The following is a 24866-nucleotide window of genomic DNA, read 5'->3' as shown; positions in this document are numbered from 1 at the left end:
GTCCGACCCGGCGCGCCGCCGGCCGGTGGCCCCGCCGATCGTGTCGTCCCACTCCGCGCGCGTGCTCCACGCTCGACCTGCGGCACGACCGGAGCGACATGACACCGGCCGTCGGTTCGGTGTGCCGTACACCTCGCGCGTGTGGCCGGGACCGCGAGTGGGTGTGGCAGAGCCGGGAGAGTGTGGGGCGGCCCGAGGGGTGTGTGACGGCGCACGACGACTCAAGGCCCGACGGACGGCGGGTGGGAAGCCGTCGCTCAGCGGCGTCGACGACGGCCGCGGCGGAGGTCGGCGCAGGCCAGGCAGGTTTCGGCGGCGGGGAGGGCTTCGAGCCGGACGTCGGGGATGGCGGCACCGCAGTCGGCGCAGTCGCCGTAGCGGCCCTCGCGCAGTCGTTCGGCTGCGCGGTCGAGCGCCGCGATCTCGTCCCGCGCCCCGCCGAGCAGGCCGAGGAGCTGGGCGCGCTCGAAGCCGATCGTGACGCCCTCGGGGTCGTGCTCGTCGTCGTGCGTGGTCAACGCCTGTTGTTCCGCGAGCGCCGCGACCTGAACCTCGAGCGCCGCGGCCCGGGCGATGGCCTCGGCGCGGGCGGCCGCGATCCGCTCGGCGGCGGGCGGCGGATCGGCCGATGCCACCTCCGTCGACTCTGCGCGGCCCGCGGTGGAGCGCGCGCGGCGGTCGGGTCCGGGATCGGGAGGCATGCCCTCCACTCTCCCGGCCCCGACCGCCGCGCGCAGCCTCCGACCCGCGCTCCCGGAACTCGCGACTCGCGGAAGCCCACAGCCCGACTCGCGCTACCGGAACTCGCGACTCGCGGAACCCCAGCTCCACTCGCGGAAGCTCACAGCTCGCCTTGCGCTACCGGAATTGCCGACTCGCGCTACCGGAACTGCCGCCTTGCCGCTACCGGAACTGCCGACTCGCGCAGCCGGAACTGCCGACTCGCGGGGCGGTCAGACCGCCGCGGGAGTCCCGACCATGCCGGCGAGGCGGCCGGTGATGATGTCCTCGGCGTCCCGGACGATGCGGGTGATGAGCTCCTCGCAGGTCGGGATGTCGTGGATGAGCGCCTGCACCATCCCGGCCGACCAGATGCCGTGGTCGAGGTCGCCGGTCTCGTAGACGACCGCGCCGCGCTTGCCCGCCACGAGGTCGCGGATGTCCTCGAACTGCGCCCCGGCCTCGAGCTTCTCCACGACCTCGCGGGACACGGCGTTGTCGGCCACGCGGGCGGTGTTGCGGAGCTGCCGGAAGATCAGCTGGGTGTCCCGCTCCCCCGCCTCGACCAGGCGGTCCTTCACGTTCTGGTGGATGCCCGACTCCACGGTCGCCATGAAGCGGGTGCCCATGTTGATGCCGTCGGCACCCAGCGCGAGCGCCGCGGCGAGCCCGCGTCCGTCGCCGAAGCCGCCGGAGGCGATGAACGGGATCTCCAGGGCGTCGGCCGCCGCGGGCAGCAGGATCAACCCGGGGACGTCGTCCTCACCCGGGTGCCCGGCGCACTCGAAGCCGTCGATGGACAGGGCGTCGACGCCCAGGTTCTGCGCCTTGACCCCGTGCCGCACCGAGGTGCACTTGTGGATCACCTTGATGCCGGCGGAGTGGAAGTGCTCGAGGTGCTCGACGGGGTTCGCCCCCGCGGTCTCGACGAAGGGCACGCCCTCCTCGATGATCACCTGCCGGTACTCCGCGTAGGGCGGCGGGACGATCGCGGGCAGGATGGTGAGGTTGACGCCGAAGTTCTTGTCCGTCAGCTCCCGGCACCGCCGGATCTCCGCCCGCAGGTCCTCGGGCGTGGGCTGGGTGAGGGCCGTGATGAAGCCCAGACCGCCCGCGTCGGCCACCGCGGCGACGAGCGGCGCCCGTCCGACCCACTGCATGCCACCCTGCGCGATGGGGTGCTCGACCCCGAACAGCTCCGTGAAGCGCGTCCGCATCCTTGCTCCGCTCCCCGCCCGCCGGGGGCCGCACCCGCCCGGCGCGCCCGGCCGCGAGAAGCCCCACTGAACGAACGATCGACTAGTCCTCTTCCCCGTGATCGTGCCCGGCGCGCGCGAGGCGCGTCAATGAACTCCGGCTCACGTCACGGAGTTCACGCCACGGAGTTCCTGCGACGGGGCCCCGTCGCAGGAGCCCATGTCACGGGGAGGTCGCCCGGACGGGGGATCGCAGGAACATCTCGTCCGGCCACGGCCCCGTCCCGACGACGGCGGCGAAGTGCCCGTCGATCCACTCCCGCTCGGCGGCGTCGTGCCCGGCGGTGTCGGCCGGCTGCGGCACGCCCGACCACCCGCACTCGCACCGGGGGATCACGGCGACGTACGCGGACAGCCGGCCCCGGACGTCGGTCCAGATGTCGGTGGCCCGGCCGGCGGCGTCGAGCCCGGCGACGTAGCCCTCGTGCTCGTCCGTCGACTCGTCGGCCGGCGGCCCGATGAACAGCATGAACACCACCCTGATCCCCGCAGGCCCGCGACGGGAGCCGGCGGCGGACCACCTCACCCGGCGGGTCCGTGAACGGCCCCTGCGGACCGACGAGCGGCGGCCACCCCCGGACGCGACCCGGACGCCCCCGGACACACCGGAGCCGCCACGACCGCTCGCGAGGTCGTGGCGGCTCCGGTCCCCGGTGGGCAGGTCGGCGCTAGTTGATGCCGCCGACGAGGCCGTAGACCGGCGCGATCGCGTCGAAGACCCCGAAGGTCGGGTCGTCGATCGGGACCGGCACGTGGTCGGTGGCCCACAGGGGGTTGCCCGCGACGGCCGGGCCCGGCTCCGTCGGCGGCTCGGCGATCACCGGCGCGGCGTTGGCGACACCGCCGGCGAGCGTGGTCAGGGCGATCCCGCCGAGCACGGCGGAGGTCACACGGATCATGGAGGGTTCCTTTCTGGTGATCAGCAGATCGAGTCGGCCGGCTTGGGGTTCGAGAGCCCGAACAGCGGCCGCAGCCGCAGCCCGACCCACGTCCCGGCCAGCGCGACCACACCCCAGATCCAGCCGTGCAGGCTGAACGAGGCGATTCCGGAGAAGTAGGCGCCGATGTTGCAGCCCCCCGCGAGCCGCGCGCCGTACCCCATGAGGATCCCGCCGACGACCGCGCCGACGGCCAGCTTCCACGGGATCCGCTTGTGCAGCAGGAAGGCGCCGCCGACCGCGGAGGCGAAGAGCGCGCCGACCATGATCCCGAGGTCGAGCACCGAGATCCGGTCGGCGAGGACCGGGCCGGCGAGCGACTTCGCGTTGGCGGGCTGCTGCCAGAACGCCCAGTTCTGCGGCTCGGCGCCGAACCACTGCAGGACCTTGGCGCCCCACAGGCCGAACGCCGACGTCACGCCCCACGGCTGGCCGGACACGAACAGCACCGCGGCGTTGAGCACGGCCAGCACGATCGCGCCGACCCACAGCGGCCACGAGCCCCGCAGCACGCGGGCGACCCCGTGGGCCGACGGCGGCCGCTCGACCGGTGGCGGGGTGCGCCGCTTGGCCACCCAGTAGGTCAGGCCGGTGATCAGCACCAGGACCAGCAGCGACGCGCCGACGGCGCCGGGGATGCCGCCGAAGACGTCGACCAGCGAGATCGCCGGGCCCTGCGGCACCACGCCGTTCCAGAACGGGAAGGACAGCGCGGCGAACACCGAGCCGACGATGAAGCCGAAGAGCGTCAGCACGATCGCGCTCTGCCCGCTGCCGACGGCGAACAGCGTGCCGGAGGCGCAGGAGCCGCCGATCTGCATGCCGGCGCCGAACAGGAACGCCCCCACGACCAGCCCGATCCCGACCGGCGAGACGAAGCCCCTGGGGTCGCCCGACAGCCCGCTGCCGGTCGCGAAGATGACGCCGAACAGCACGGTCGCCACTCCGAGCATCACCATGTGCGCCCGGATCGCGGCCCCCTGCCCGACGGCGACGAGCTGCCGCCAGCCGGAGGTGAAGCCGAAGCGGGAGTGGAACAGCGTGAAGCCGAGGGCGAGGCCGAGCGCGCCCGTCCCGACCATGGTGGCGGGGGCGACCCGCGAGATGCCCCACAGCAGCAGAGCGGCCAGCAGGATCGCCACGGCGGTCGGCACCCACTGCACCGGCGGCGCCTCGCGGTCGGCCGGGCCGAAGGCGGCGCGTTCCTGGGCCGGGACCCCGCGCAGGGCCCGCACCAGCGGGTTCCCCGGTCCACCGACCGGTTCATCGAGCACGGACATGACGGGTCTCCTTCACGAGGGATCGAGGGGGGCACTGACCGGCACGACCGTGCCGTTCGGGAACCAGGCGGCCGGGTTGCCGCCGCCGTGGTGCCCGTCGGTCTCGCCCGGGGCGTTGACGGTCATCGGGACGTCGACCGGGGCCGCGCCGAACAGCGTGGGCCGGTCGTCGAGCGGGACGCCCGAGTGGGCGGCCCACCGGGCGTACCCGGAGGTCGAGGGCGCCTCGCCGGGGAACGCGGCGCCGACCTCGCCGGCGTACCGCTTGGCGAGCTGGTCCTGCGGGTTGAAGGCCAGCGGCACCACGGACGACGACGTCCGCGTCACGACCCCTGCCGTCAACAACCAGGGGGCCAGATACGTTCCGCCCAGATGGGTCGGGGTCTCGAGGGCCCGGGCCGAGGCCTGCTGCAGGGCCGCCACGGCGGGCGCCCAACCGGAGACGACGATGAGGGCGCTGTCCGCGTCGGCTCGCTCGACGAGCCGGGCGCCGGCCTCGGTGGCCCGGGTCCGGACGAGCTCCGCCGCCGTCCGCGAGCGGGGCGAGTCGTCCGCCACCACGCGCACGCTGCGCACCCCGTGGTCCGTGAACGTGCGCACGGTCGCCCGCAGCGCGCCCGCGTCGGTCTCGGAGAGGGCGTCCGACGGACAGGTACCGACCTGCGGCGCGGACTCGCCCGGGCGCTGCCCGACGAGGTCGCCGAGCAGGGCCGCCGCGCACTCCGGCCCGTCCGGGCCCGTCAGGGTGCCCTCGGCGGGGGTGGCCGCCGCCGACCCGGTGTCCACGGGGACGGTGCTCGTCACGCCGCCGGCGGTGACCGTCAGCGTGCTCGCCCCCGCGGGCAGGTCGACGACGGCCCAGCCGCCCGCCGCACCGTCCCGCGCCGTGAACGGGACGGCGGGGGCGGACGTGTCGGACGCGACGCTCGCCGCGGTGGGGAGCGTCGGGCCGTGCTGGTGCCCGCCGGTCGCGAGCGCGACGGGCTGGACCGCCGTGCCGTCGGTGGTACCGGAGGCCGGGTAGCCCGTCCCGGAGAGGCGGACCAGGTTCGGGCCCGGCCGCATCGGCGCGACCAGCAGCGCGAGCCGATCGGCCCCGGCATCGACGGTGCGCAGCAGCGGCCGTCCCGGCTCGGGACCCGGTCCCGGCAGCGGCAGGGCCGCGAGCAGTGCCGCCGCCGTGATCCCGGCGACGCCGGTCACCCCGGCCATCCGGTACAGCTCCCGGGACCGCAACCGGCCGGCCGGCAGCAGTGCCGCGGCCCAGCCGACCACCACGAGCAGGGGCAGCACGACGGCCGCGAGCCCGGCCAGTCCGTACCCGCTCCCGGTGAGGTCGTGGGCGGTGTCCGGGCCGCTGACGAGGAGCTGCGCGCTCGCGGTGACGGCGGCGACGAGTCCCGCGGCGATCGCGACCCGGGCGAGCGTCCCGGACCGGGCCACCTCCTCGCGTCGGGCGGGCGGAGCAACCGCGGTGAAGGGCTCCGTCGGCGCCTCCGCAGCGGCGCGGCTGCGCAGCCCGGTCGGGGGCACCCCGGTGACCTGTGTCCGCGACCCGGCCGGGACCGCGGGCTCCCCCGCCCGAGGTCCCGGCGCGGGCCCGGCCCGTCGGGCTCCGGCGGCCGCGACGGCCGTGGCCCCGACGAGCACCCCCGACGCGACGGCGTACGCCGCGTCGAGCGCGAAGGCGGGCCCGGTGTGCACCGACCCCAGCTGCGCGGCGAGCAGCACCAGCAGCAGCGCCCCCGGGACCGCCGACCAGCGGGTCCCGAGCAGGGCCGCGGCCACCAGCGCGAGCACCACGTGCGCCACGGTGCCGAGGACCGACACCGACCCGGTGAGGTGCGTGACCTCGGCCGCGGCGGCCACGACGCCCGCCGCCACCCAGGCCGTCACCTGCAGCCCGCGCGGGGCGTGCCCGGCGAACAAGCCACGCGCGGAACCCTGCTGCGGGGTGCCGACCACGGCGTGGACCAGCGCGATCCCGCCCGCAAGCGCCGTCCCCGCCAGCAGGGCCACGCGCAGCAGCACCGCCGCCGCACCCACCTGCTCCCCCAGCGCCGCTGCCGCACGCGCGGCGGGGGTGACGGTGTCGGCGAGGGCGGAGCCCCCGCTCGCCACGAGGACGAGCGGGAGCCCCACCAGGGCCGCGGCGGCCGCCCGGCCGCGGCGCACCAGGGCGCGCCGCGACCGGGAGACCCGGTGCCGGGTGTTACTTGACGTCGGCATCGTTCGCCACGAACAGCATCGAGTGGGGCTTCGCGTTGCCGAAGGCGCCGTGCGGCCAGCGCTCCCGGTTGAACGAGATGCAGGTCTGGCCCGTGTTCTCGTCCTTGAAGTCCTCGTCGAGCTTCAGCTGCCCGTCCTTCTCGATGTCCACGATGCAGACCCGGTGGTCGCCGTCGGTGCCCGTGCGGGCCACGAAGTAGTTCGCGGTCGCCAGGCGCTTCGGCTGGTCGGTCTCGTGGTAGAAGCCGTCGTCACCCAGGCCGAGGGTGTCCAGGGCGCCCCAGTGCGGGCCGCCCGCGGCCACACCCGGGTTGATCGTCTGGTGCCCCTTGAGCGTCGGGCAGTCGGACTCCGCGCCGCCGCCGGCGATCTCGTCGGCGGTGTCGATCGAGCAGGTCGCCTCGTCGCCCGCCTCGACCAGCTTCTCGATGTCGAGCGCGATCACGCCGCCGGCGGTGCCGGGGTCGTCCTTGCCCAGCGCGCCGGGCTTACGGCCGATGATGGCGTGGTAGAGCGTCTTGTCGTCCGGGCTGGTCTGCAGCCACCCGCCGTTCGAGCTCGGGCCGCCGTTGTCGCCGGCGGCCGGGTCGAGCTCCTTCACCGCATTCGACAGGTCGTAGATCTCCCGCCACCGCGGCTCCGGCACCGTGATGTCCGGCGTGTAGAACAGCGCGCCACCCTGCATGGTCTGGGCGAAGGCGCCCTTGTGACCCGGCAGGTTGGTCACCGTGGTCTCCATCGCCGCACGGTTCTCGTTGTGCAGCGGGTCCGTGCCGTTGGACCGCGGACCGGTCGGCAGGTAGGACACCGACTTCACCTTGGGGTGGTTCAGGTCGGAGATGTCCCACGTGCGGACCGTCGGCCGACGCAGGTACGGCGACGGCGCCTTGACCGGGTCGAGGATGATCGTCCGCGGCTCGGCGTAGTCACTCGTGACCATGGTGTTCAGGTCCTCGCGGACCTGGATGCCGTGCGGGTTGGCGCAGCTGGGCTGGCCGAGCGCCGGCATGTTCAGGCACTGCGTCGGGTCCTCCGGCGTGGTGGTCGCGGCCGGGGCCTCGACCAGCTTCTGCCCGTCCGGGCCGAACCGGACGACCTCGCCCGGCGTGCCCGCGAACCCGTTGCCGGTGCGGACCTCGCCGTTGGAGTAGGTGCAGGGACCCGGGACGACCGGGCCGCCCATGTAGGTCCCGTAGGCCGTTCCGTCCTTCAGAACCCAGTACGCGTCCGGCACCGACCCGCAGAGGGTTTGGCTGGGGAGGCTGATGCCGGAGAGCTTGAGCTCCGGCAGCGCGGACACGTCGAAGACGTAGGTGGCCGCCGAGAAGAGGCCACCCGCGTAGATCTTGTCGCCCTTGCGCCACGAGTACTGCATGTGGTGCGGCTCGTTCTCCACCAGCGGGCCGACGGTCGCGGTGTTGACGACCTTGCCGTAGCTGGGCGAGCCCTTCGTGACGTCGACGACCGCCATGAAGTCCGGGCCCGGCAGCGCGTTGCGGACCTTGTCCGTCGGGTTGGTCAGCGACCCCGGCAGCTTCTTGACGTCCGGGACCACGGTGTCGGCGACGTTCTCGTCACCGGCCCACACGACCATGTACTCCGGCCGCGTGGACGCCTCGTGGGAGCCCTCGGCGGCGTCGGTGTCGATGTTGTTCTCGACCCAGTAGTCCTTGCCGTCGGCCCCCTTGAGGGAGGACTTGACGGTCTGGACGTCCGCGTACGCGTCGCCGCCCGGCAGGGTGGTCACCCCGGCGACGACGCCCAGGGCCAGGAGCCCGAGCAGGATCTTCTTCGGTGCGCGCATCCCGGCCTCAGCTCGGCAGGAGTCGGCTGGGTGCGCCCACGACCGACTGGGTCAGCCCGGCGATCGGGACGCCGGCGGGTGCGAAGTCGCGGGCCTGGTTCAGCAGGTCACCCTGCTCGAACGCCGTGGCCGACGGCTCCACGTACGGCGCCTCCGGCGCGGGGGCCGGCTCCTCGTCGTCGTGGGCCGTGAGCAGCGGCGCGAGGTCCGGGACCAGGTCCGGGGTGGCGGCCTGGGCCGGTCCGGTGAGTCCGACGACGGCGGCGCCCGCCAGGGTCGCCGACCCGGCGAGCCGGGTCAGGGCCGACCGCGGTGGTCGGTGTCGGTGTCGGGGCACGGGTGTCTCCACTTCTTCTCATCTGGGGAGCGGACGGCGGCGGACCGGCACCCGGCTGTCCGTCGCGGGGTCCGCTGTGGACGGACCCGCGACGGTGGGGCGGGCGGCGGTGGGCACGCACGAGGCACACCGGGTCGCGGGAACGGAGCCGGACGGGCGGTGCACCCAAGGGGGCGAGGGGCGAGGGGCGGCCCGGACGGGCCCGGGCCTCAGCTCACCGTCGCGCTACACAGCGCGCTCGCCACGCGGCGCAGGTCGACATGACGTCGACAGGCGAAGCGGTCGGTGAGGCGCATGACCGGAACTGTGTCATCCGGATGGAGCAGTGACGCTCACCGGGGTCGGACAGAGGGCCGTCCCACGCCGTTCCGGACCCATTTCGGACCCCTTTCCCGTGGCCCAGGTCACCGAAATCGGCCGTTTTCCAGGCCCTGAAGAACGGGAAGACGACAGGTGACGGCGGCCCGATTCTTCACGCGATCGTGTCGTCTCCACCGGGAACCGATCACGCGGCAGCGCACCGACCTGGAGGTTCGCCGAGCTTCTCCCCGATCGGGTGACGGCGTGTCCCGTCTCCTTCCTGTACCGAGCGTGACCAGATTCTTCACGACGGGGGAAACGGGTCGGAATTGCCACCGAAAGGCATCGAGCCGGACCCAGGGTCGGACAATTGACGCCGATCTGGAACGCTCGTCGCCGCAATGTCCGGTCATTCGTGCGACCCTTTTCGCGGCCCGGATCACACTTGACCGCTCCCCGGATCGCGACCTACCGTCGTCGTCAGGTCAAGAGCGCCAGCGCCAAGCCCCGGCTCGCTGGCCGGCAACCCTCCTCCGCGGTGGGGTGCTCCGGGTGACGACCGGGCCGCCGCGCACCCGCGGCCGGCAAGCGCGGACCCTCACGTCCGGCACCTCGTGCCGTTCCCGGGTCCTGAGTGATCCGGGAGGATCCACGATGTCCGACGTCCGTACCCAGGCCGTCCGAGAGCCGCTCTGCACCGAGACCCCGGGCTGCGCCGAGACCCCGGGCGGCGCCGCCGCCGAGGAGCCGTCGCGCACCGCGGTCGCCGCGACGGTCGGCACGCCCACCACCGTCTCCGCCCCCACCGCACTGCCGGAGCTCGTCGGCACCGGACTCCCGGTCCCGCTGGTCGACGGCCGCAGCGTCCCCTACGCGAACCTCGACCTCGCCGCGAGCGCACCCGCCCTGCGCGCGGTGGCCGACCACGTCGCCGAGCTGCTCCCCTACTACTCGAGCGTGCACCGCGGCGCCGGTTACGCCTCTCAGGTCTGCACCTCGGTCCTCGAGGGCGCGCGGGAGACCGTGGCCCGGTTCGTCGGGGCGCGCGGCGACGACGTCGTCGTCTTCACCCGCAACACCACCGACGCGCTCAACCTGCTCGCCGGCGCGGTCCCCGGCGCGACGCTCTGCCTCGACGTCGAGCACCACGCCACGCTGCTCGCCTGGCGGGGGACCGCGCACCGCGTGCTGCGGGCCCCCGACACGGTCGACGAGACCCTCGCGCTCCTGCGCGACGCGCTGACCGCCGAGCACACCGCGCTGCTGGCGATCACCGGTGCCTCCAACGTCACCGGCGAGATCCTGCCGATCGACGAGATCTGCGCGATCGCGCACGCCGCGGGCACCCGGGTGGTGCTCGACGCCGCCCAGCTCGCCCCGCACCGCCGCGTCGACATCGCCGCGTCCGGTGTGGACTACGTCGTGCTGTCCGGGCACAAGCTCTACGCCCCCTACGGCGCCGGCGCGCTGATCGGGCGGCGGGACTGGCTCGACGTCGCCAGCCCGTACCTCGCCGGCGGCGGCGCCGTCCGCTCGGTGGGGGTCGAGGACCGCACCGCCGAGGTCAGCTGGGCCCCGGCGCCGCACCGGCACGAGGCCGGCACGCCGAACGTCCTGGGCGCCGCCGCGATCGCCGCGGCCTGCCGCGCGCTGGACCCGGTGATCGACGAGGTCGCCCCCGCCCACGAGCGGGCCCTGCTCGCCCGGCTGGTCGACGGGCTGTCCGGGATCGCCGGCGTCCGTCCGCTGCGGATCTGGGCCGACGCCCCGGACCGGGTCGCCGTCGCCTCCTTCACGGTGACCGACGTCCCGGCCGGGCTCGTCGCGGCGGTGCTGTCCGCCGAGCACGGCATCGGGGTGCGCGACGGCCGCTTCTGCGCCCACCCGCTGCTCGCAAGGCTGGCCGGCGGGGCCGACGCCGTGCGCGTCAGCCTCGGCCTCAACACCACCGCGGACGACGTCGACCGGCTGGTCGCGGCCGTCCGCGCGATCGCGACCGCGGGCCCGGAGTGGGACTACCGGGAGGTCGACGGCCGCTGGACCCCGACCCCCGACCCCCGCGACCTCGACCCGCTGCGGCTGGGCGCCGTGGTCGGGCCGGGCGGCGCGGCCTGCGGCCACTGACCCGGGCAGCCGGCGGGCGTCCCGTCGCCGAGCGGCGGGGCACGCCGCTCGGCCTGTGCGGTCGGGTGGACGGGCGCACCGTCGGCGCGTCACCGTCGTTTCCCCGCAGGCGTGGGTGGTACACCCTCCCCGGGCGACGACCGGGTCGCGGCGAGCACGGAGAGTAGATGGCAGACGACGCAGCGCTGTCCACGGAACAGGCCGAGGACACGGAGCAGCAGCCCCACGAGCCCAGCGAGATCACCTACGCGGAGCACCTGCATCCCGCGCGCCCCCGCACGCTCCGCCATCGCGCCCGGGCCAAGTCGCCCGTCGTCCGGCGGTCGGTGGCGAAGGACGGCGCCGCGACCGGGGAGAACCCGGCGTACGTGTCGTGGCTGCTCAGCCAGTCCATGCTCGCCGACGCCAACGAGATCGCCCGGCAGTTCTCCGGCCAGGGCACGATGTGGCAGAACCCGTTCGCCGACCCCGGTCCGCGGCAGGCCGTCGAGTCGGCCTCGGTGTGGTTCACGGCCTACCCGATCTCGCTGATCACGCGGCCCGGCGAGTCCTTCCTGTGCGCGCTGGGCGACGAGGCGCTCTGGAACGCCTTCTGCACCATCGGCATCGAGGCCATCCACACCGGACCGGTCAAGCGCGCGGGCGGCATCTCCGGCTGGCAGTCCACGTCCAGCGTGGACGGCCACTTCGACCGGATCGGCACCGAGATCGACCCGGCCTTCGGCACGGAGGCCGAGTTCCGCGCGATGTGCGGCATGGCCACCTGGTCCGGCGGCACGATCATCGACGACATCGTGCCCGGCCACACCGGCAAGGGCGCGGACTTCCGGCTCGCCGAGCTGAAGTACGGCGACTACCCCGGCATCTACCACATGGTGGAGATCGAGGAGGAGGACTGGAACCTCCTGCCCGAGGTCCCGCCGGGCCGGGACTCGGTGAACCTCGACGTGCCCACCGAGGAGGCCCTCGAGAAGGCCGGGTACATCATCGGCCGGCTGCAGCGGGTGATCTTCTACGCGCCCGGCGTCAAGGAGACGAACTGGAGCGCGACCAAGCCGGTCGTCGGCGTCGACGGCGTGGCCCGGCGCTGGGTGTACCTGCACTACTTCAAGGACGGCCAGCCCTCGATCAACTGGCTCGACCCGTCCTTCGCCGGGATGCGCCTGGTGATCGGCGACGCCGTGCACTCGCTGGCCGACCTCGGGTCCGGAGCGCTGCGGCTCGACGCGAACGGCTTCCTCGGCGTCGAGAAGAGCGCCGAGGGCATGCCGGCCTGGTCGGAGGGCCACCCGCTCTCCTCCGCGGCCAACCACCTGATCGCCAGCATGGTCCGCAAGCTGGGCGGGTTCACCTTCCAGGAGCTGAACCTGACGATCGACGACATCCGCGCCACCGCCGAGGCCGGCCCGGACCTGTCGTACGACTTCGTCAACCGCCCCGCCTACCACCACGCGCTGGTCACCGGCGACACCGAGTTCCTGCGGCTGACCCAGCGGACCTCGCTCGAGCTGGGCGTCGACCCGGCCGGGCTCGTGCACGCCCTGCAGAACCACGACGAGCTGACCTACGAGCTGGTGCACTGGGCGAACGGGCACCGCGACGACGTCTACCCCTTCGCCGGCGAGCAGCTCACCGGCGAGCAGCTCGCCGAGCGCATCCGCGCGGACCTCACCGACGCGCTGACCGGCGAGAACGCGCCCTACAACCGGGTGTTCACCACCAACGGCATCGCCTGCACCACCGCGACCGTCATCGCCGCGACGCTCGGGCTGTCCTCGCTCGACGCGATCACGGACGAGGACGTCCCGGAGATCATGCGGGTCCACCTGCTGCTGGCGATGTACAACGCCCTGCAGCCCGGCGTGTTCGCCCTCTCCGGCTGGGACCTCACCGGCATGCTCACCCTGCCGGCCGACGAGGTCGCCGAGCTGATCGGCGAGGGCGACACCCGCTGGATCCACCGGGCCGCGCACGACCTCATGGGCGTCGCGCCGCACGCCGTCAGGTCGGCGTCGGGGATGCCGCGGGGCCGCTCGCTGTACGGGCCGTTGCCCGCGCAGCTCGAGGACGAGCGCAGCTTCGCCCGCCAGCTGCAGGCGATCCTCGCCGTCCGGTCCCGCTACGGGATCGCGGTGGCGCGGCAGGTCGACATCCCGGACGTCTCCCACCGCGGCATGCTCGTGCTGGTCCACGAGCTCGACCCGGGCGAGGACGGCGGCCGCCGGATGCACGTCACGGTGCTGAACTTCGCCGCCGAGACCGTGGTCGGCACGGTGCGCTCCGAGCACCTCGTCCCCGGCAGCCGGGTCACCGACATGTTCACCGACAAGGAGTGCGGCGTCGTCGACGACCTGCGGGCCTTCGTCGTGGAGCTCGAGCCGCATCAGGGCCACTCGCTGCTGCTCGAGGTGCCCGCCGAACCGCGCTGACGCACCCGTGCGTGGGAAGGATGCCGGAGCACCCTTCCCGCGCACGGCCCGTCAGGCAGCGGTCGACGTGCGGAAGTAGTGCCCCTCCCCCAGGTCCTCGAGGAGGCCGGGGCCGGTCGGCTCCCAGCCCAGCTGCGCGCGGGTCTGCACGTTCGACGCCGGGCAGTCGAGCGCGAAGAACCCGCCGAGCCAGCCGAAGTGCGCGGCGGCCTGCTCCGCCGGCACCGCGGCGACGGGCAGGTCGAGCCCACGCCCGATGGCCTCGGCGATCGCGCGGGCCGGCACCCCCTCCTCGGCCACGGCGTGCAGGACCGAGCCGGCGGGCGCCTGCTCCACCGCCAGGCGGACGAGCGCGCCGGCGTCGTGCCGGTGCACGGCCGGCCACCGGTTGCTTCCGTCGCCGACGTGGGCCGAGACGCCCTTCTCCCGCGCGATGTCGACGAGCCTGGCCACGAACCCGTGGTCACCGGCGCCGTGGACCGTCGGGGCGAAGCGCACGACGACGGGCCGCACCCCGCGGTCGGCGAGCGCGAGCGTGGCCGCGGCGTTGGCGATCCTGGGGTGGGCGGCGGGGTCCGCGTCGTCGCGCTCGGTGGCGACGCGCCCCGGCGCGAGCCCGGCGACGCCCGAGGCGATGACCAGCGGCCGGCCCGTGCCCTCGAGGACCCTGCCGATCGCCTCGATCGCGGCCAGGTCCATCCGGGCGGCCGCGGCCATCTGCGTGAAGTCGTGGTGGTAGGCGAGGTGGACGACGCCGTCGGAGTCGGCAGCGCCGGCGCTGAGGCCGTCGAGGTCGTCGAGGTCGCCGCGGTGCACCTCGGCACCCAGGGCGGCGACGGCGGCCGCCGCCGCGTCCGAGCGGGCCAGCCCGACCACCTGGTGGCCGGCCCGCCGAAGCTCGCGGACGGCCGCCGCGCCGATCCAACCCGACGCCCCGGTGACGAAGACGCGCATGGAACCCTCCCGAGGGCTTGATGTCACTTGATGACATCACCCTACGCCTCGATGTCAGCGAGTGTCATCACTAAACTCGCACGAATGGGTCGCTGGGAACCGAACGCGAGCGGACGGCTGCGGGAGGCCGCCCTCGACCTCTACGTGGAGCGCGGCTTCGAGCAGACGACGGTCGCGGAGATCGCCGCCCGCGCCGGGCTCACCGCGCGCACGTTCTTCCGACACTTCGCCGACAAGCGCGAGGTGCTCTTCGCCGGCTCGGCCGAGCTCGAGCAGCACCTGGTCGACGCGCTCGTCGGCGCACCGGCGGAGGCGTCGCCCATGGACGCGATCGGCGTGGCCCTCGACGCAGGTGCGGCCTCGCTGGGCGGCAATCGCGAGCTCTCCCGGCGGCGCCGGCTCGTGATCGCCGCGAACGGGGAGCTGCAGGAGCGCGAGCTGATCAAGATGACGCGGCTCGCGACGGCCCTGGCGGACGGGCTGCGCCGGCGCGGCGTCGACGAGGCCGACGCCCGGCTGGCCGCCGAGGCCGGCGTCTCGGTCTTCCGGGTGGCCTTCGAACGCTGGGTCACCGAGCCGGAGGAGCGCGCGTTGCCGGAGGTCATGCGCGAGTCCTTCGACCGGCTGCGGTCGCTGTCGCGCTGACCCCTGCCGTGCCGGGCCGGGCGCCGAGCCCCTCACCGGCGGTGCAACCGCAGGTCGGAAGGGGTGGTTCTGCGGTTCTGCCCGTCGAAGACCTCGCTGACCGAGTCGTCGGTGAAGATGCGCCGGATCGAGTCGGCGAGCAGGACACCGCGTGCACGGTGTCCGGGGCCGCCGGGCCGCAGCGGGATCGTGTCGGTCACGACGATCCGCTCGAAGGGCGAGGCCGGGAGGTTCTCGTCGGCCTTCCCGCTGAACACAGCGTGCGTCGCGGCAGGATCCGCGGTGTGCCCTGCCCGGTCAGGGGCGGGACAGCAGTCGGGCCAGCGTGTCGAGGTCGGTCCGGACGGCTGCCACGTCGCGCTCCAGGTCCTCGTCGCTCATGTCGTGGCGCCGACGGACGGTGAACACGAGGTCGCAGCCGTCCTCGTTGGGCAGCACCCGCAGCGGGTTGGAGACCACCTCGCCGCTCGGGAGCACGACGTCGTGGTCGAGCACGCCGAACTCGTTGCGCGGCGCGAAGGCGATCTCGACCGTGCCCATCGGCGACTCGGTGACCCACCGGCCCTCGCGCAGCTCGACGCTCGCCGTGGCGAGGCCGGCCGCCCACCGCGGCAGGTTCGTGGGGTCGGCGACGAAGGCGTACACCTCGCTCGCCGGCGCCTCGATCCGGACACCGACGTGCCGGCTCGGGAGAGTGGACACGGGCGCTCCTTCCGCTCGGGCCGTCACCTTCCCACGCCCCACGGAGAGGATCACCTCGGCGCACGCTCCCCTACTCCCAGCTCCGCGGCGAGCTTCCGCGCCAGCGCGACCTTCTGGATCTTCGTGGCGGAATCGGCGGGTCGCCGACGACGCGCAGGTGCCGCGGCACCCGGAACGCGGCGAGCGAGGCGCGGCAGTGGGCCGGCAGGTCGTCGGCGGAGGCGGGCGCCCCGGGCGCAGCTCCTCGAACGCCACGGGCACCTCGGTCAGCCGCCGGTCCGGCACGCCGACGACCGCGACCACCGCAACGGCGTTCGACCCGGACGACTGGCCCCGGCGCGGCAGCGCGCGCTGATCGCCCGGCACGTCGCGGCGCCGGCGCGACCGTCCGGTGAGGACCTGCCGGCTGCGCCGGCGGGCGATCCGCTCTAGCGTCGGACCATGAGCGACAGCGCTGACCCGTCGTCCGACAACCGGCTCGAGGCCCTCCGGCGCGGCGAGAAGCTCCCGAACCTGATCGCCGAGACCGCGTCGGGCTTCGCGGTGTTCGGCGACCACCAGAAGCTCCCCGGGTACTGCCTGCTGATCCACCGGGCCGAGGTCGAGCACCTCGACGATCTCGAGGAACCCGAACGGATGCGGTTCCTCTACGAGCTGTCGCTGCTCGGTCAGGCCGTGCGCACCGCGCTGCGTGCGGACGGGCAGTTCCGCCGGATCAACTACGAGGTCCTCGGCAACACGTGGCCGCACCTGCACGGACACGTCCACGCGCGGTACGAGTGGGAGCCCGACGAGTACAAGTTCCTGCCGGTCTGGCGCTATCCGGATCTGCGCGCGCCGGAGCACGCCGCCGGAACCCGGCACGAGGAGCTGAGGGAACGGATCGCCCTCGAGCTGCGGGTGCTGCTCACGGGCGGCCTGTAGCCCGGCGGGGCGGGGGTCCAAGATGGCGGGCGTCGCCCTGCCGAAGGAGATCACCGTGCGCCGGTTCGCCGCGCTCGCCGTCCTGCTCGTCCTGCCGTTGCTGCTGCCCGGCAGCGCCGCCGCCGACCCGCCCTTCCGCGTGCCCGACCGCGTCACCGACCGGGCCGGGGCACTCGACGCCGCCGGACGCGCCCAGGTCACCGAGGCGGTCGACCGGCTGCGCACCGACCGGGGGTACGACCTGTTCGTCGTCTACGTGAGGTCCTTCGACGGGCAGGACGGTCAGCAGTGGGCCGACGCGACCGCGGTCGCCTCCCAGCTCGGGCGTGACCAGGTGCTGCTCGCCGTCGCGACGGACGACCGGGTGTACGGGATGTCCGTGGACGACAACTTCCCCGAGTCCGACGCGTCGATCCTGCAGATCCGGCGGGACGCCGTGGAACCGGCGCTCGCGCGGTCCGACTGGGCCGGAGCCGCGGTCGGGCTGGCCGACGGGTTGCGAGAGACCAGCAGTGGCGTGTCGATCCCGTTGCTGGTCGGCGGCGGGGTGGTCGTCGTGGGCGGGGCGGCGTGGCTGGTGAGCCGGCGGCGCCGCCCGAAGCCCGAGGTCACCCCGCCGGCCCCAGTCCCGGCCGGGCCGCCCGACCCCGCGCCCGGCGAGTCCACCGAGGACCTCGCCTACCGCTCCAGCCAGGCGCTCCTCCAGGTCGACGACGCCGTCGGCACCTCGGAGCGGGAGCTGTCCGCCGCCCGCACCCACTTCGGCGAGGAGGCGGTCGCCGGGTTCGCCGCGGCCCTCGAGGCCTCGCGCGCCGACATGCTCGCCGCCTTCGAGATCCGCCAGCGGCTCGACGACGACGTCCCCGAGACCGAGCCCGAGCAGCGCGCCATGCACGCCGAGATCATCCGGCTCGCGACGCTGGCCGACGACCGGCTGGACGCCCAGGTCGAGGGCTTCGACCGACTCCGTGCCCTCGAGGCCGACGCCCCGGGCTACATCGACGGGATCGCGGCGCGGCTCTTCGGGCTCACCGCCCGGCTGCCGGAGGCCGAGCAACAGTGGGCCGAGCTCGGCCGGCGCTGGGCACCGGCGGCACTCGAACCGGTCGCGGAGAACCTGCCACAGGCCCGCGCGCTGCTCGCCGACGCACAGAAGGAGCTCGACGAGGCGCGGGTCCGGCTGGGCGCGTCGCAGGCGGCCCTCGCCGTGGTCGACGGTCGGGCGGCGGAGGACGCGGAGACCCAGGCGGAGACGCTCCTGCACGGGATCGCCCGGCGCGGGAAGGAGCTGGCCGAGGCGGCGGAGCGGGTGCCGACCGCGCGCACCGAGGTCGAGCAGGACCTCGCCGAGGCTGCAGCGCTCCCGGGGGTCGATCCCGGCGTGACGGCCCGGGCGCGGGCGACGCTGGCGACCGCGGAGGAGGCGGCGCGGGGTGCGAGCGGTGGATCCGCCGGCAGCGGAGCGGCGACCGGCACGGCGACGGGCGGAGCGGCGCTCGGTGGTGCGGCCGGAGGCGAAGCGGCGACACCGGGCGCGGGGCTCCCCGACCCGATCGCGGCGCTGCGGCTGCTCGACGAGGCGGCCGGGGCGCTCGACGCGGCCATCGCCGGCGCCCGCGAGGCCGCGGAGCGCACCCGCCGCGCGACCGCCGCCCTGGAGCAGGCCCTGGTGACGGCCCGCTCGGCGGTGGCGGCGGCGTCGGACTTCGTGTCCACGCGGCGCGGCGCGGTGGGCGCTCCGGCGCGCACCCGGCTCGCCGAGGCGCAGCGGCACCTCGCCGCAGCGACTGCGGGCGGTGACCCCGCGGCCGCACTGCGCGAGGCACAGCAGGCGGAGGCGCTGGCGCAGGAGGCCCTGCGGCTCGCGCAGTCGGACGTCTCGCACTGGTCGGGTCCCTCCGGGGGCGGCAGCGGCTTCGGCGGTGAGCTCGGCGCCCTCGTGCTCGGCGGGATCCTCTCCGAGGCGATGCGCGGCGGCGGCTACCGCGGCGGCGGAGGCTTCGGGGGCGGCTTCGGCGGTGGCTTCGGCGGCGGGGGTGGGAGTGGGGGCTTCGGCGGCGGTGGTCGCTCGGGCGGCCGCGTCCCCGGCAGCTTCGGCGGCTCCTCCAGCCGCGGCCGGCGGGGTGGCGGCGGACGGTTCTGAGGGAGTCGCGTTATGGTTCCACAACGCGATCCAAGCCGGCGCCTGCACGCGTTATGGTTCCATAACGCGTTCCAAGCCGGCGCCTGCACGCGTTAAGGTTCCACAACGCGTTGCACGCCGGCGCCTGCGCGCGTTGAGGTTCCACAACGCGATCCACGCCGGCGCCTGCGCGCGTTGAGGTTCCACAACGCGATCCACGCCGGCGCCTGCGCGCGTTAAGCTTCCACAACGCGATCCAAGCCGGCATCTGCGCGCGTTAAGGTTCCATAACGCGTTCCAAGCCGGGGTCTGCGCGCGTTATGGTTCCACAACGCGATCCACGCCGGCGCCTGCACGCGTTATGGTTCCACAACGCGTTCCAAGTCGGGGTCTGCGCGCGTTATGGTTCCATAACGCGATCCACGCTGGGACCTGCACGCGCCAGGGAACCATAATGCGCGTCAGACCGGGTCTTGCACGCGTTGTGGAACCATAATGCGCTTTTCGAGCGGTCCTGAGCGCGTCAGGGAACCATAATGCGCAAGGGGGAGGTCACAGGAGGGCGCGGATCGCCTTCTCGAACCCGACGACGTGGGCGAGCGCCAGCTCCGCCGCCTTCTCCTCCTCCCCCGCGACCACGGCGCGGAGCAGGTCGGCGTGCTCGTGGACGTGCCCGGGCAGGGCCGGGAGCCGGTCGAGGAAGAGCACCCAGATGCGGGTGGCGAGGTTGTCCAGCCGCACGCAGACGTCCTCGAGGTGCGGGTTGCTCGTGGCACGGTAGAGCGCCCGGTGGACCTCGACGTCGGCGCGGAGCAGCTCGCGCGGGTCACCGCCGGGCTCGAGGGCCGCGATCCGCTCCCCGAGCGCGGCCAGCTCCGCCCGGTCGGCACTGCCGGCGCCCCGGGCGGCGGACCGGGCGGCGAGCGGCTCGAGCGCGAGCCGCACCTCGGACAGGTTCGCGAGGTCGGTGATGTCGACGGCCGTCGCGAACGTCCCCCGCCTGGGGTAGGCGACCACGAGCCGGTCGCTCTCGAGCCGCTTCAACGCCTCCCGGACCGGGGTCCGCCCCGTGCCGAGCTCGGCGGCCAGGCGGTCGTCGTTGAGCGGGTCGCCGGGCCTGATCTCGAGCATGACGAGCCGGTCCCGGATCGCCGCATACGCGCGATCCGCCAGCGACACGACCTCTCCCGACGGCGCCACGCTCACGTGTCCTCCTCGACCGACCCCTTGACCGACCTCGATGCCGTCCCTACCGTACCTCACGATTGATATACCAGTCTGCGGGATCTTGTCCCGCAGATCGTCGGACGGAGGCGCATGGCCGAGCAGCTACCGGAGCATCCCGACTTCCTGTGGCGTACGCCCGAGCCGAAGAGGTCCTACGACGTGGTGATCGTGGGTGGGGGCGGGCACGGGCTGGCCACCGCGCACTACCTGGCCAAGAACCATGGGATCACGAACGTGGCGGTGCTGGAGAAGGGCTGGTTGGCGGGCGGCAACATGGCCCGCAACACCACGTTGATCCGGTCGAACTACCTGTGGGACGAGTCCGCGGCGATCTACGAGCACGCGCTGCAGCTGTGGGAGGGCCTCGAGGAGGACCTCGGGTATCCGATCCTGTTCTCCCAGCGTGGGGTGCTGAACCTCGCGCACGGCGAGCAGGACGTGCGGGACTCGGTGCGCCGGGTCCAGGCCAACCGGCTCAACGGGATCGATGCGGAGTGGCTGGGCCCCGACGAGGTGGCCAAGCTCTGCCCGATCGTCAACGTCTCCGACCAGATCCGCTACCCCGTGCACGGGGCTACCTATCAGCCCCGGGCCGGGATCGCCAAGCACGACTACGTGGCGTGGGGGTTCGCCCGGAGCGCCGACGCCGCCGGCATCGACCTGATCCAGGACTGCGAGGTCACCGGCTTCCGGACGGACGGGGACCGGGTGACCGGGGTGCGCACCACGCGCGGCGAGATCGCCTGCGGGCAGGTGGCGTTGTGCGCGGCCGGACACACCTCGGTGTTGCTGGACCTGCTCGGCGTCCGCGCGCCGTTGCAGTCCCACCCGCTGCAGGCGCTGGTGTCGGAGTTGTTGGAGCCGGTGCACCCGACGATCGTGATGTCGAACGCGGTGCACGTCTACGTGTCGCAGGCGCACAAGGGCGAGCTGGTGATGGGCGCCGGGGTGGACGCCTACAACGGGTACGGGCAGCGCGGGGCGTTCCACATCATCGAACGCCAGATGGCCGCCGCGGTGGAGCTGTTCCCGGTCTTCGCCCGGGCCCACCTGTTGCGCACGTGGGGTGGGATCGTCGACGTCACCCCCGACGCGTCCCCGATCGTGGGGCACACCCCCTACGCCAACGTGTATCTCAACTGCGGGTGGGGCACCGGCGGCTTCAAGGCCACCCCCGGGCTGGGCTGGTGTCTGGCCGACACCCTGGCGCACGCCCGCCCGCACCCCTTCCTCGCCCCGTTCGCCCTGGACCGGTTCGTCACCGGCGCGCTCGTCGACGAGCACGGCGCCGCGGCCGTCGCCCACTGACCGGGCACCCTCAGGAGACCCCGATGCAGCTGATCCGATGCCCGTGGTGCGGCCCCCGCGAGGAGGTCGAGTTCCACTACGGCGGCCAGGCCGGCGTGGCCTACCCCGCCGACCCCGCCGCGCTTTCCGACGAGGACTGGGCCCGCTACGTGTTCGTCCGCGACAACCCCAAGGGCCGGTTCGAGGAGCGGTGGAGCCATGCCGCCGGCTGCCGGCGCTGGTTCACCGCCGTCCGCGACACCGCGACCTACCGGTTCGAGCGATGAGCCGCGTCGACGGGTACGGCCGCATCGACCGCACCCGCACCCTGACCTTCACCTTCGACGGCGCGCAGTACACCGGCCACCCCGGCGACACCCTCGCCAGCGCCCTGCTCGCGAACGGCGTGCGGCGCATCGGCACCAGTGTGAAGCTCGACCGGCCGCGCGGGATCACGGCCGCGTGGGGCGAGGACCCGACCGGGCTCGTCCAGATCGAGGAGCCCTTCCCCGAGCCCATGCTGCTCGCCACCACGGTCGACCTGGTCGACGGGCTGGTGGCCCGCGGCCTCGGTGGCCGCGGCCGGCTCGCGGAGGTCCCGGACACCGCGCGCTACGACCGCCGGCACACGCACTGCGAGACCCTGGTGGTCGGCGCAGGGCCCGCGGGCCTGCTCGCCGCCCGCACCGCTGCGCGCCGCGGTGACCGCGTGGTGCTCGTCGACGACCGTCCCGCCGCGGGTGGCGCGCTGCTCGGCACCGAGCGGATCTGCGGCCGGGACGCCCTCGACTTCGTGGCCGACACGATCGCCGAGCTGCGGGCCGACCCGGACGTCCGGATCCTGCCCCGCACCACCGCCTTCGGGCACTACGACGACGGGTTCGTCCTCGCCCTGGAGCGCCGCACCGACCACCTCGCCGAGCCGCCGAGGAACGTCTCCCGGCAGCGGGTCTGGCGGATCCGGGCCGGACACGTGGTCGTCGCGACCGGAGCGCACGAGCGGCCGGTCGTGGTCGAGGACAACGACCGCCCCGGGATCATGCTGGCCGCGTCGGCCCGCGACCTGCTGCACCGGTACGGCGTGCGGGTCGGCCGGGAGATCGTCGTCTTCACGACCGACGACGCCGCGCACGGTGCCGCCGCCGACCTCGAGGCCGCCGGTGCGCGGGTCACGGTCGTCGATCCACGCCCCGGGGCGGGCGGGAGCGCGACCCGCCAGGCACAGGTTGTGGGGACGAGGAGCGACGCCGAGGACGGCGCGGTCACCGCCGTCACCCTCGACGACGGCACCGTCCTCCCCTGCGACACCCTGCTCCTCTCCGGCGGCTGGAACCCCACCGCGCACCTGTTCTCGCACGTTCGCGGCGCGCTGCGGTACGACGCCGAGCTCGGTGCCTTCCGGCCCGGCGAGCCGCTCGACGGCGTCACCGTCGTCGGGGCGGCGAACGGGACGTTCGACCTCGCCGGCTGCCTGGCGGAGGGCAGGGGTGAGACGCCCGAGCCGGTCGCCCGCACCACCCGGGTCGTCTGGCGCACCGAGGGCGACCCGGCGCGGCAGTTCGTCGACCTGCAGCGCGACTCGACGGTCGCCGACATCGCCCGGGCCGTGGGCGCGGGCATGCGCAGCGTCGAGCACGTCAAGCGCTACACGACGATCGGCACCGCGCACGACCAGGGCAGGACCTCAGGGGTGATCGCCTCGGGGATCACCGCCGAGCTGCTCGGCGTGCCGGTGGAGTCGCTGGGCACGACCACCTTCCGCCCGCCGTACACCCCGGTCGCGTTCGCGGCCCTGGCCGGGCGCGAGCGCGGCCGCCTCTACGACCCCGAACGCACGACCGCGCTGCACGCCTGGCACGTCGAGGCGGGCGCGGTGTTCGAGGACGTCGGGCAGTGGAAGCGCGCCCGGTACTACCCGCGGCCGGGCGAGGACATGGAGGCCGCGGTGCTGCGGGAGTGCGCGGCGGCCCGCACCGGCGTCGGCATCCTCGACGGCTCCACCCTGGGCAAGATCGACGTCCAGGGGCCCGACGCCGGCGTCCTCCTCGACCGGATCTACACGAACCTCATGTCCTCGCTGAAGCCCGGCCGGGTCCGGTACGGGGTGATGTGCGGCGTGGACGGCATGGTGATCGACGACGGCACGGTCCTGCGCCTCGACGAGGACCGCTTCCTCGTCTACACCACCACCGGCGGCGCCGCACCGATCCTCGACCACCTCGAGGAGTGGCTGCAGACGGAGTGGCCGGAGCTGCGGGTCTCGCTGACCTCGGTGACCGAGCAGTGGGCGACCTTCCCGGTCGTCGGCCCGCGGTCCCGGGACGTCATCGGCGCGTTCGCCCCGCACGTCGACGTGTCGAACGCGGCCTTCCCGTTCATGAGCTGGCTGGACACCGAGGTCGACGGCGTCCCGGTCCGGTTGGCGCGCATCAGCTTCTCGGGCGAGCTGGCCTGGGAGGTGAGCGTCGACGGCTGGCACGCGGCGGCCGTCTGGCAGCGCCTGCTGGACCTCGGTGCGCCCTACGCCATCACCCCGTACGGCACCGAGACCATGCACGTGCTGCGCGCCGAGAAGGGCTACCCGATCATCGGCCAGGACACCGACGGCACCGTCACGCCCCAGGACCTGGGCATGGACTGGGTGGTGTCGAAGAAGAAGCCGGACTTCGTGGGCCGGCGCTCCTTCGCCCGCCCGGCGAACCTCGACCCGCTGCGCAAGCAGCTCGTGGGTCTGCTGCCGGTCGATCCCGACCTCAGACTGCCGGAGGGCTCGCAGATCGTCGAGCTGACCGACGCGCTGCCGCCGCCCCCGGTGCCGATGCTCGGCCACGTGACGTCGAGCTACCGCAGTGCCGCGCTCGGCCGCACCTTCGCGCTCGCCCTGGTCAAGGGCGGCCACGCGCGGATCGGCGAGCGCCTGACCGTGCCGGTCGGCGAGGCGCTGGTGCCCGTCGAGGTGACCGGCTCCGTGGTGTTCGACCCCGAGGGGACCCGACGGGATGGAGAGCCCGGTGTCCACTGAGACCCTGCGCCCGACCGGCGCACTCGACGGCTGGGCCGGCCGGTTCGCGGAGCTGCCCGACTCGGTCGCGCTGCTGGCCGAGCCCTTCCACGCGATGGTCGACGTCCGCACCGCGGACCCGGCCGCGCTCGAGGGCCTGGTCGGCGCACCGCTGCCCGGCCCGAACGCGTGGACCGGCGGCGAGCGCGTCACCGCGATCCGGCTCGGGCCCGACGAATGGCTGCTGACCAGCCCGTTCCTCGCGCCGCCCGAGCTGGAGGCGGCCGCGCGCGCCGCCGGGGCCGCCGCGCTGCCCGGGGCACGGGTCGCCGTGGCCGACGTCTCCGCCCAGCGCACCACGGTCCGGCTCCGCGGCGCCCACGCCCGCGACGTGCTGGAGACCGGCTGCGCGATCGACCTGCACCCGCGGTCCTTCGGGGCAGGGTCGGCGGCGGTGACGCTGCTGGGCCAGGCCGGGGTCGTGCTGCTCGGCCTCGGGCCGTCGGACTACCGGGTCCTGGTGCGTTCCTCCTTCGCGGCCTACCTCGCCGAGTGGCTGCTCGACGCCGCGCGCGAATTCCGCTGAC

The 24866-nt window shown here is 74.2% G+C and carries 22 protein-coding genes and 1 riboswitch; of the genes, 9 read left to right on the top strand and 13 right to left on the bottom strand.

Annotated features, from left to right (window positions below; translation table 11 throughout):
• Positions 1-257: 257 nt before the first annotated feature.
• The 9 genes from LWC35_RS07485 to LWC35_RS40855 form a co-directional block, all read right to left on the bottom strand.
• Entirely contained in the window at positions 258-635 is a 378-nt protein-coding gene (locus LWC35_RS07485; RefSeq protein ID WP_232869161.1) for a TraR/DksA family transcriptional regulator, read from the bottom strand.
• Between the two features lie 318 nt (positions 636-953).
• Positions 954-1937, bottom strand: coding sequence for an NAD(P)H-dependent flavin oxidoreductase (locus LWC35_RS07480; RefSeq protein ID WP_232869160.1), 984 nt, complete (start codon positions 1935-1937; stop codon positions 954-956).
• 202 nt (positions 1938-2139) lie between these two features.
• Positions 2140-2445, bottom strand: a complete 306-nt coding sequence (locus LWC35_RS07475; protein WP_232869159.1) for a hypothetical protein — start codon at positions 2443-2445, stop codon at positions 2140-2142.
• 199 nt (positions 2446-2644) lie between these two features.
• The gene (locus LWC35_RS07470; protein ID WP_232869158.1) at positions 2645-2875 is read right to left on the bottom strand and encodes a hypothetical protein; all 231 of its coding nucleotides are present in this window, start codon (positions 2873-2875) and stop codon (positions 2645-2647) included.
• A gap of 20 nt (positions 2876-2895) precedes the next feature.
• Positions 2896-4194, bottom strand: coding sequence for a YeeE/YedE family protein (locus LWC35_RS07465; protein WP_232869157.1), 1299 nt, complete (start codon positions 4192-4194; stop codon positions 2896-2898).
• A 12-nt stretch (positions 4195-4206) separates the two neighbouring features.
• Positions 4207-6423: a hypothetical protein gene (locus LWC35_RS07460; protein WP_232869156.1), complete on the bottom strand. Its 2217-nt coding sequence runs from the start codon at positions 6421-6423 to the stop codon at positions 4207-4209.
• The gene (locus LWC35_RS07455; RefSeq protein ID WP_232869155.1) at positions 6407-8227 is read right to left on the bottom strand and encodes a selenium-binding family protein; all 1821 of its coding nucleotides are present in this window, start codon (positions 8225-8227) and stop codon (positions 6407-6409) included. The genes LWC35_RS07460 and LWC35_RS07455 overlap by 17 nt, the downstream gene beginning before the upstream one ends.
• Positions 8228-8234: 7 nt before the next feature.
• Positions 8235-8564, bottom strand: coding sequence for a hypothetical protein (locus tag LWC35_RS07450; RefSeq protein ID WP_232869154.1), 330 nt, complete (start codon positions 8562-8564; stop codon positions 8235-8237).
• A 209-nt stretch (positions 8565-8773) separates the two neighbouring features.
• Positions 8774-8860, bottom strand: a complete 87-nt coding sequence (locus LWC35_RS40855; protein WP_372463014.1) for a putative leader peptide — start codon at positions 8858-8860, stop codon at positions 8774-8776.
• 487 nt (positions 8861-9347) lie between these two features.
• Positions 9348-9461: riboswitch (SAM riboswitch) on the top strand.
• Between the two features lie 57 nt (positions 9462-9518).
• Between LWC35_RS40855 and LWC35_RS07445 the strand changes: the two genes are divergently transcribed.
• Together LWC35_RS07445 and treS are read left to right on the top strand one after the other, a co-directional pair.
• A complete protein-coding gene (locus tag LWC35_RS07445; RefSeq protein WP_232869153.1) occupies positions 9519-10988 on the top strand; it encodes an aminotransferase class V-fold PLP-dependent enzyme in 1470 nt (489 codons plus the stop codon).
• A gap of 167 nt (positions 10989-11155) precedes the next feature.
• On the top strand, positions 11156-13417 hold the full coding sequence (treS, locus tag LWC35_RS07440) for a maltose alpha-D-glucosyltransferase (protein ID WP_232869152.1): 2262 nt from the start codon (positions 11156-11158) through the stop codon (positions 13415-13417).
• A 51-nt stretch (positions 13418-13468) separates the two neighbouring features.
• Here treS and LWC35_RS07435 read toward each other — a convergent pair whose 3' ends face one another.
• On the bottom strand, positions 13469-14371 hold the full coding sequence (locus LWC35_RS07435; protein ID WP_232869151.1) for an SDR family oxidoreductase: 903 nt from the start codon (positions 14369-14371) through the stop codon (positions 13469-13471).
• A gap of 84 nt (positions 14372-14455) precedes the next feature.
• Here LWC35_RS07435 and LWC35_RS07430 point away from each other — a divergent pair, with 84 nt between their 5' ends.
• Positions 14456-15016 carry a TetR family transcriptional regulator gene (locus LWC35_RS07430; protein ID WP_232869150.1) on the top strand — a complete coding sequence of 187 codons (561 nt, stop codon included), beginning with the start codon at positions 14456-14458 and terminating at the stop codon, positions 15014-15016.
• Between the two features lie 32 nt (positions 15017-15048).
• Here the strand turns inward: LWC35_RS07430 and LWC35_RS07425 are convergent, their stop codons facing one another.
• Together LWC35_RS07425 and LWC35_RS40180 are read right to left on the bottom strand one after the other, a co-directional pair.
• Positions 15049-15273 (bottom strand): hypothetical protein, encoded by a 225-nt coding sequence (locus LWC35_RS07425; protein WP_232869149.1) that lies wholly within the window; start codon positions 15271-15273, stop codon positions 15049-15051.
• 40 nt (positions 15274-15313) lie between these two features.
• On the bottom strand, positions 15314-15718 hold the full coding sequence (locus LWC35_RS40180) for an SRPBCC family protein (protein WP_232869148.1): 405 nt from the start codon (positions 15716-15718) through the stop codon (positions 15314-15316).
• A 441-nt stretch (positions 15719-16159) separates the two neighbouring features.
• On the opposite strand from LWC35_RS40180, the gene LWC35_RS07415 reads away from it, so the two are divergent.
• Both LWC35_RS07415 and LWC35_RS07410 read left to right on the top strand, forming a co-directional pair.
• Positions 16160-16642 carry an HIT family protein gene (locus LWC35_RS07415; protein WP_232869147.1) on the top strand — a complete coding sequence of 161 codons (483 nt, stop codon included), beginning with the start codon at positions 16160-16162 and terminating at the stop codon, positions 16640-16642.
• A 22-nt stretch (positions 16643-16664) separates the two neighbouring features.
• A complete protein-coding gene (locus tag LWC35_RS07410; protein ID WP_232869146.1) occupies positions 16665-18785 on the top strand; it encodes a TPM domain-containing protein in 2121 nt (706 codons plus the stop codon).
• Between the two features lie 531 nt (positions 18786-19316).
• Here the strand turns inward: LWC35_RS07410 and LWC35_RS07405 are convergent.
• Positions 19317-19964, bottom strand: a complete 648-nt coding sequence (locus tag LWC35_RS07405; RefSeq protein WP_372463013.1) for a GntR family transcriptional regulator — start codon at positions 19962-19964, stop codon at positions 19317-19319.
• A gap of 117 nt (positions 19965-20081) precedes the next feature.
• Here LWC35_RS07405 and LWC35_RS07400 point away from each other — a divergent pair, with 117 nt between their 5' ends.
• The 4 genes from LWC35_RS07400 to LWC35_RS07385 are packed head-to-tail and all read left to right on the top strand — an operon-like array spanning position 20082 to position 24865.
• A complete protein-coding gene (locus LWC35_RS07400) occupies positions 20082-21299 on the top strand; it encodes a sarcosine oxidase subunit beta family protein (RefSeq protein WP_232869144.1) in 1218 nt (405 codons plus the stop codon).
• Positions 21300-21322: 23 nt separating this feature from the next.
• Entirely contained in the window at positions 21323-21565 is a 243-nt protein-coding gene (locus LWC35_RS07395; protein ID WP_232869143.1) for a sarcosine oxidase subunit delta, read from the top strand.
• Positions 21562-24300 carry a 2Fe-2S iron-sulfur cluster-binding protein gene (locus tag LWC35_RS07390; protein WP_232869142.1) on the top strand — a complete coding sequence of 913 codons (2739 nt, stop codon included), beginning with the start codon at positions 21562-21564 and terminating at the stop codon, positions 24298-24300. The genes LWC35_RS07395 and LWC35_RS07390 overlap by 4 nt, the downstream gene beginning before the upstream one ends.
• A complete protein-coding gene (locus LWC35_RS07385; protein WP_232869141.1) occupies positions 24290-24865 on the top strand; it encodes a sarcosine oxidase subunit gamma in 576 nt (191 codons plus the stop codon). Before LWC35_RS07390 ends, LWC35_RS07385 begins: the two co-directional genes overlap by 11 nt.
• Position 24866: the final 1 nt, after the last annotated feature.

The organism is Pseudonocardia kujensis (assembly GCF_021283305.1).
Lineage (GTDB): Bacteria > Actinomycetota > Actinomycetes > Mycobacteriales > Pseudonocardiaceae > Pseudonocardia > Pseudonocardia kujensis.
The sequence above is the reverse complement of the archived record's forward strand: the minus strand, read 5'-3'. Positions and strand labels throughout refer to the sequence as shown.

What these genes read in the sequence shown, in the direction of transcription:
- LWC35_RS07475 (WP_232869159.1), bottom strand. Translation starts at nt 2,445, where the DNA reads ATGCTGTTCATCGGGCCGCCGGCCGACGAGTCGACGGACGAGCACGAG.
- LWC35_RS07480 (WP_232869160.1), bottom strand. Translation starts at nt 1,937, where the DNA reads ATGCGGACGCGCTTCACGGAGCTGTTCGGGGTCGAGCACCCCATCGCG.
- LWC35_RS07470 (WP_232869158.1), bottom strand. Translation starts at nt 2,875, where the DNA reads ATGATCCGTGTGACCTCCGCCGTGCTCGGCGGGATCGCCCTGACCACG.
- LWC35_RS07395 (WP_232869143.1), top strand. Translation starts at nt 21,323, where the DNA reads ATGCAGCTGATCCGATGCCCGTGGTGCGGCCCCCGCGAGGAGGTCGAG.
- LWC35_RS07460 (WP_232869156.1), bottom strand. Translation starts at nt 6,423, where the DNA reads ATGCCGACGTCAAGTAACACCCGGCACCGGGTCTCCCGGTCGCGGCGC.
- LWC35_RS07430 (WP_232869150.1), top strand. Translation starts at nt 14,456, where the DNA reads ATGGGTCGCTGGGAACCGAACGCGAGCGGACGGCTGCGGGAGGCCGCC.
- LWC35_RS07435 (WP_232869151.1), bottom strand. Translation starts at nt 14,371, where the DNA reads ATGCGCGTCTTCGTCACCGGGGCGTCGGGTTGGATCGGCGCGGCGGCC.
- LWC35_RS07410 (WP_232869146.1), top strand. Translation starts at nt 16,665, where the DNA reads ATGGCGGGCGTCGCCCTGCCGAAGGAGATCACCGTGCGCCGGTTCGCC.
- LWC35_RS07455 (WP_232869155.1), bottom strand. Translation starts at nt 8,227, where the DNA reads ATGCGCGCACCGAAGAAGATCCTGCTCGGGCTCCTGGCCCTGGGCGTC.
- LWC35_RS07400 (WP_232869144.1), top strand. Translation starts at nt 20,082, where the DNA reads ATGGCCGAGCAGCTACCGGAGCATCCCGACTTCCTGTGGCGTACGCCC.
- treS (WP_232869152.1), top strand. Translation starts at nt 11,156, where the DNA reads ATGGCAGACGACGCAGCGCTGTCCACGGAACAGGCCGAGGACACGGAG.
- LWC35_RS07390 (WP_232869142.1), top strand. Translation starts at nt 21,562, where the DNA reads ATGAGCCGCGTCGACGGGTACGGCCGCATCGACCGCACCCGCACCCTG.
- LWC35_RS40855 (WP_372463014.1), bottom strand. Translation starts at nt 8,860, where the DNA reads ATGCGCCTCACCGACCGCTTCGCCTGTCGACGTCATGTCGACCTGCGC.
- LWC35_RS07415 (WP_232869147.1), top strand. Translation starts at nt 16,160, where the DNA reads ATGAGCGACAGCGCTGACCCGTCGTCCGACAACCGGCTCGAGGCCCTC.
- LWC35_RS07465 (WP_232869157.1), bottom strand. Translation starts at nt 4,194, where the DNA reads ATGTCCGTGCTCGATGAACCGGTCGGTGGACCGGGGAACCCGCTGGTG.
- LWC35_RS07445 (WP_232869153.1), top strand. Translation starts at nt 9,519, where the DNA reads ATGTCCGACGTCCGTACCCAGGCCGTCCGAGAGCCGCTCTGCACCGAG.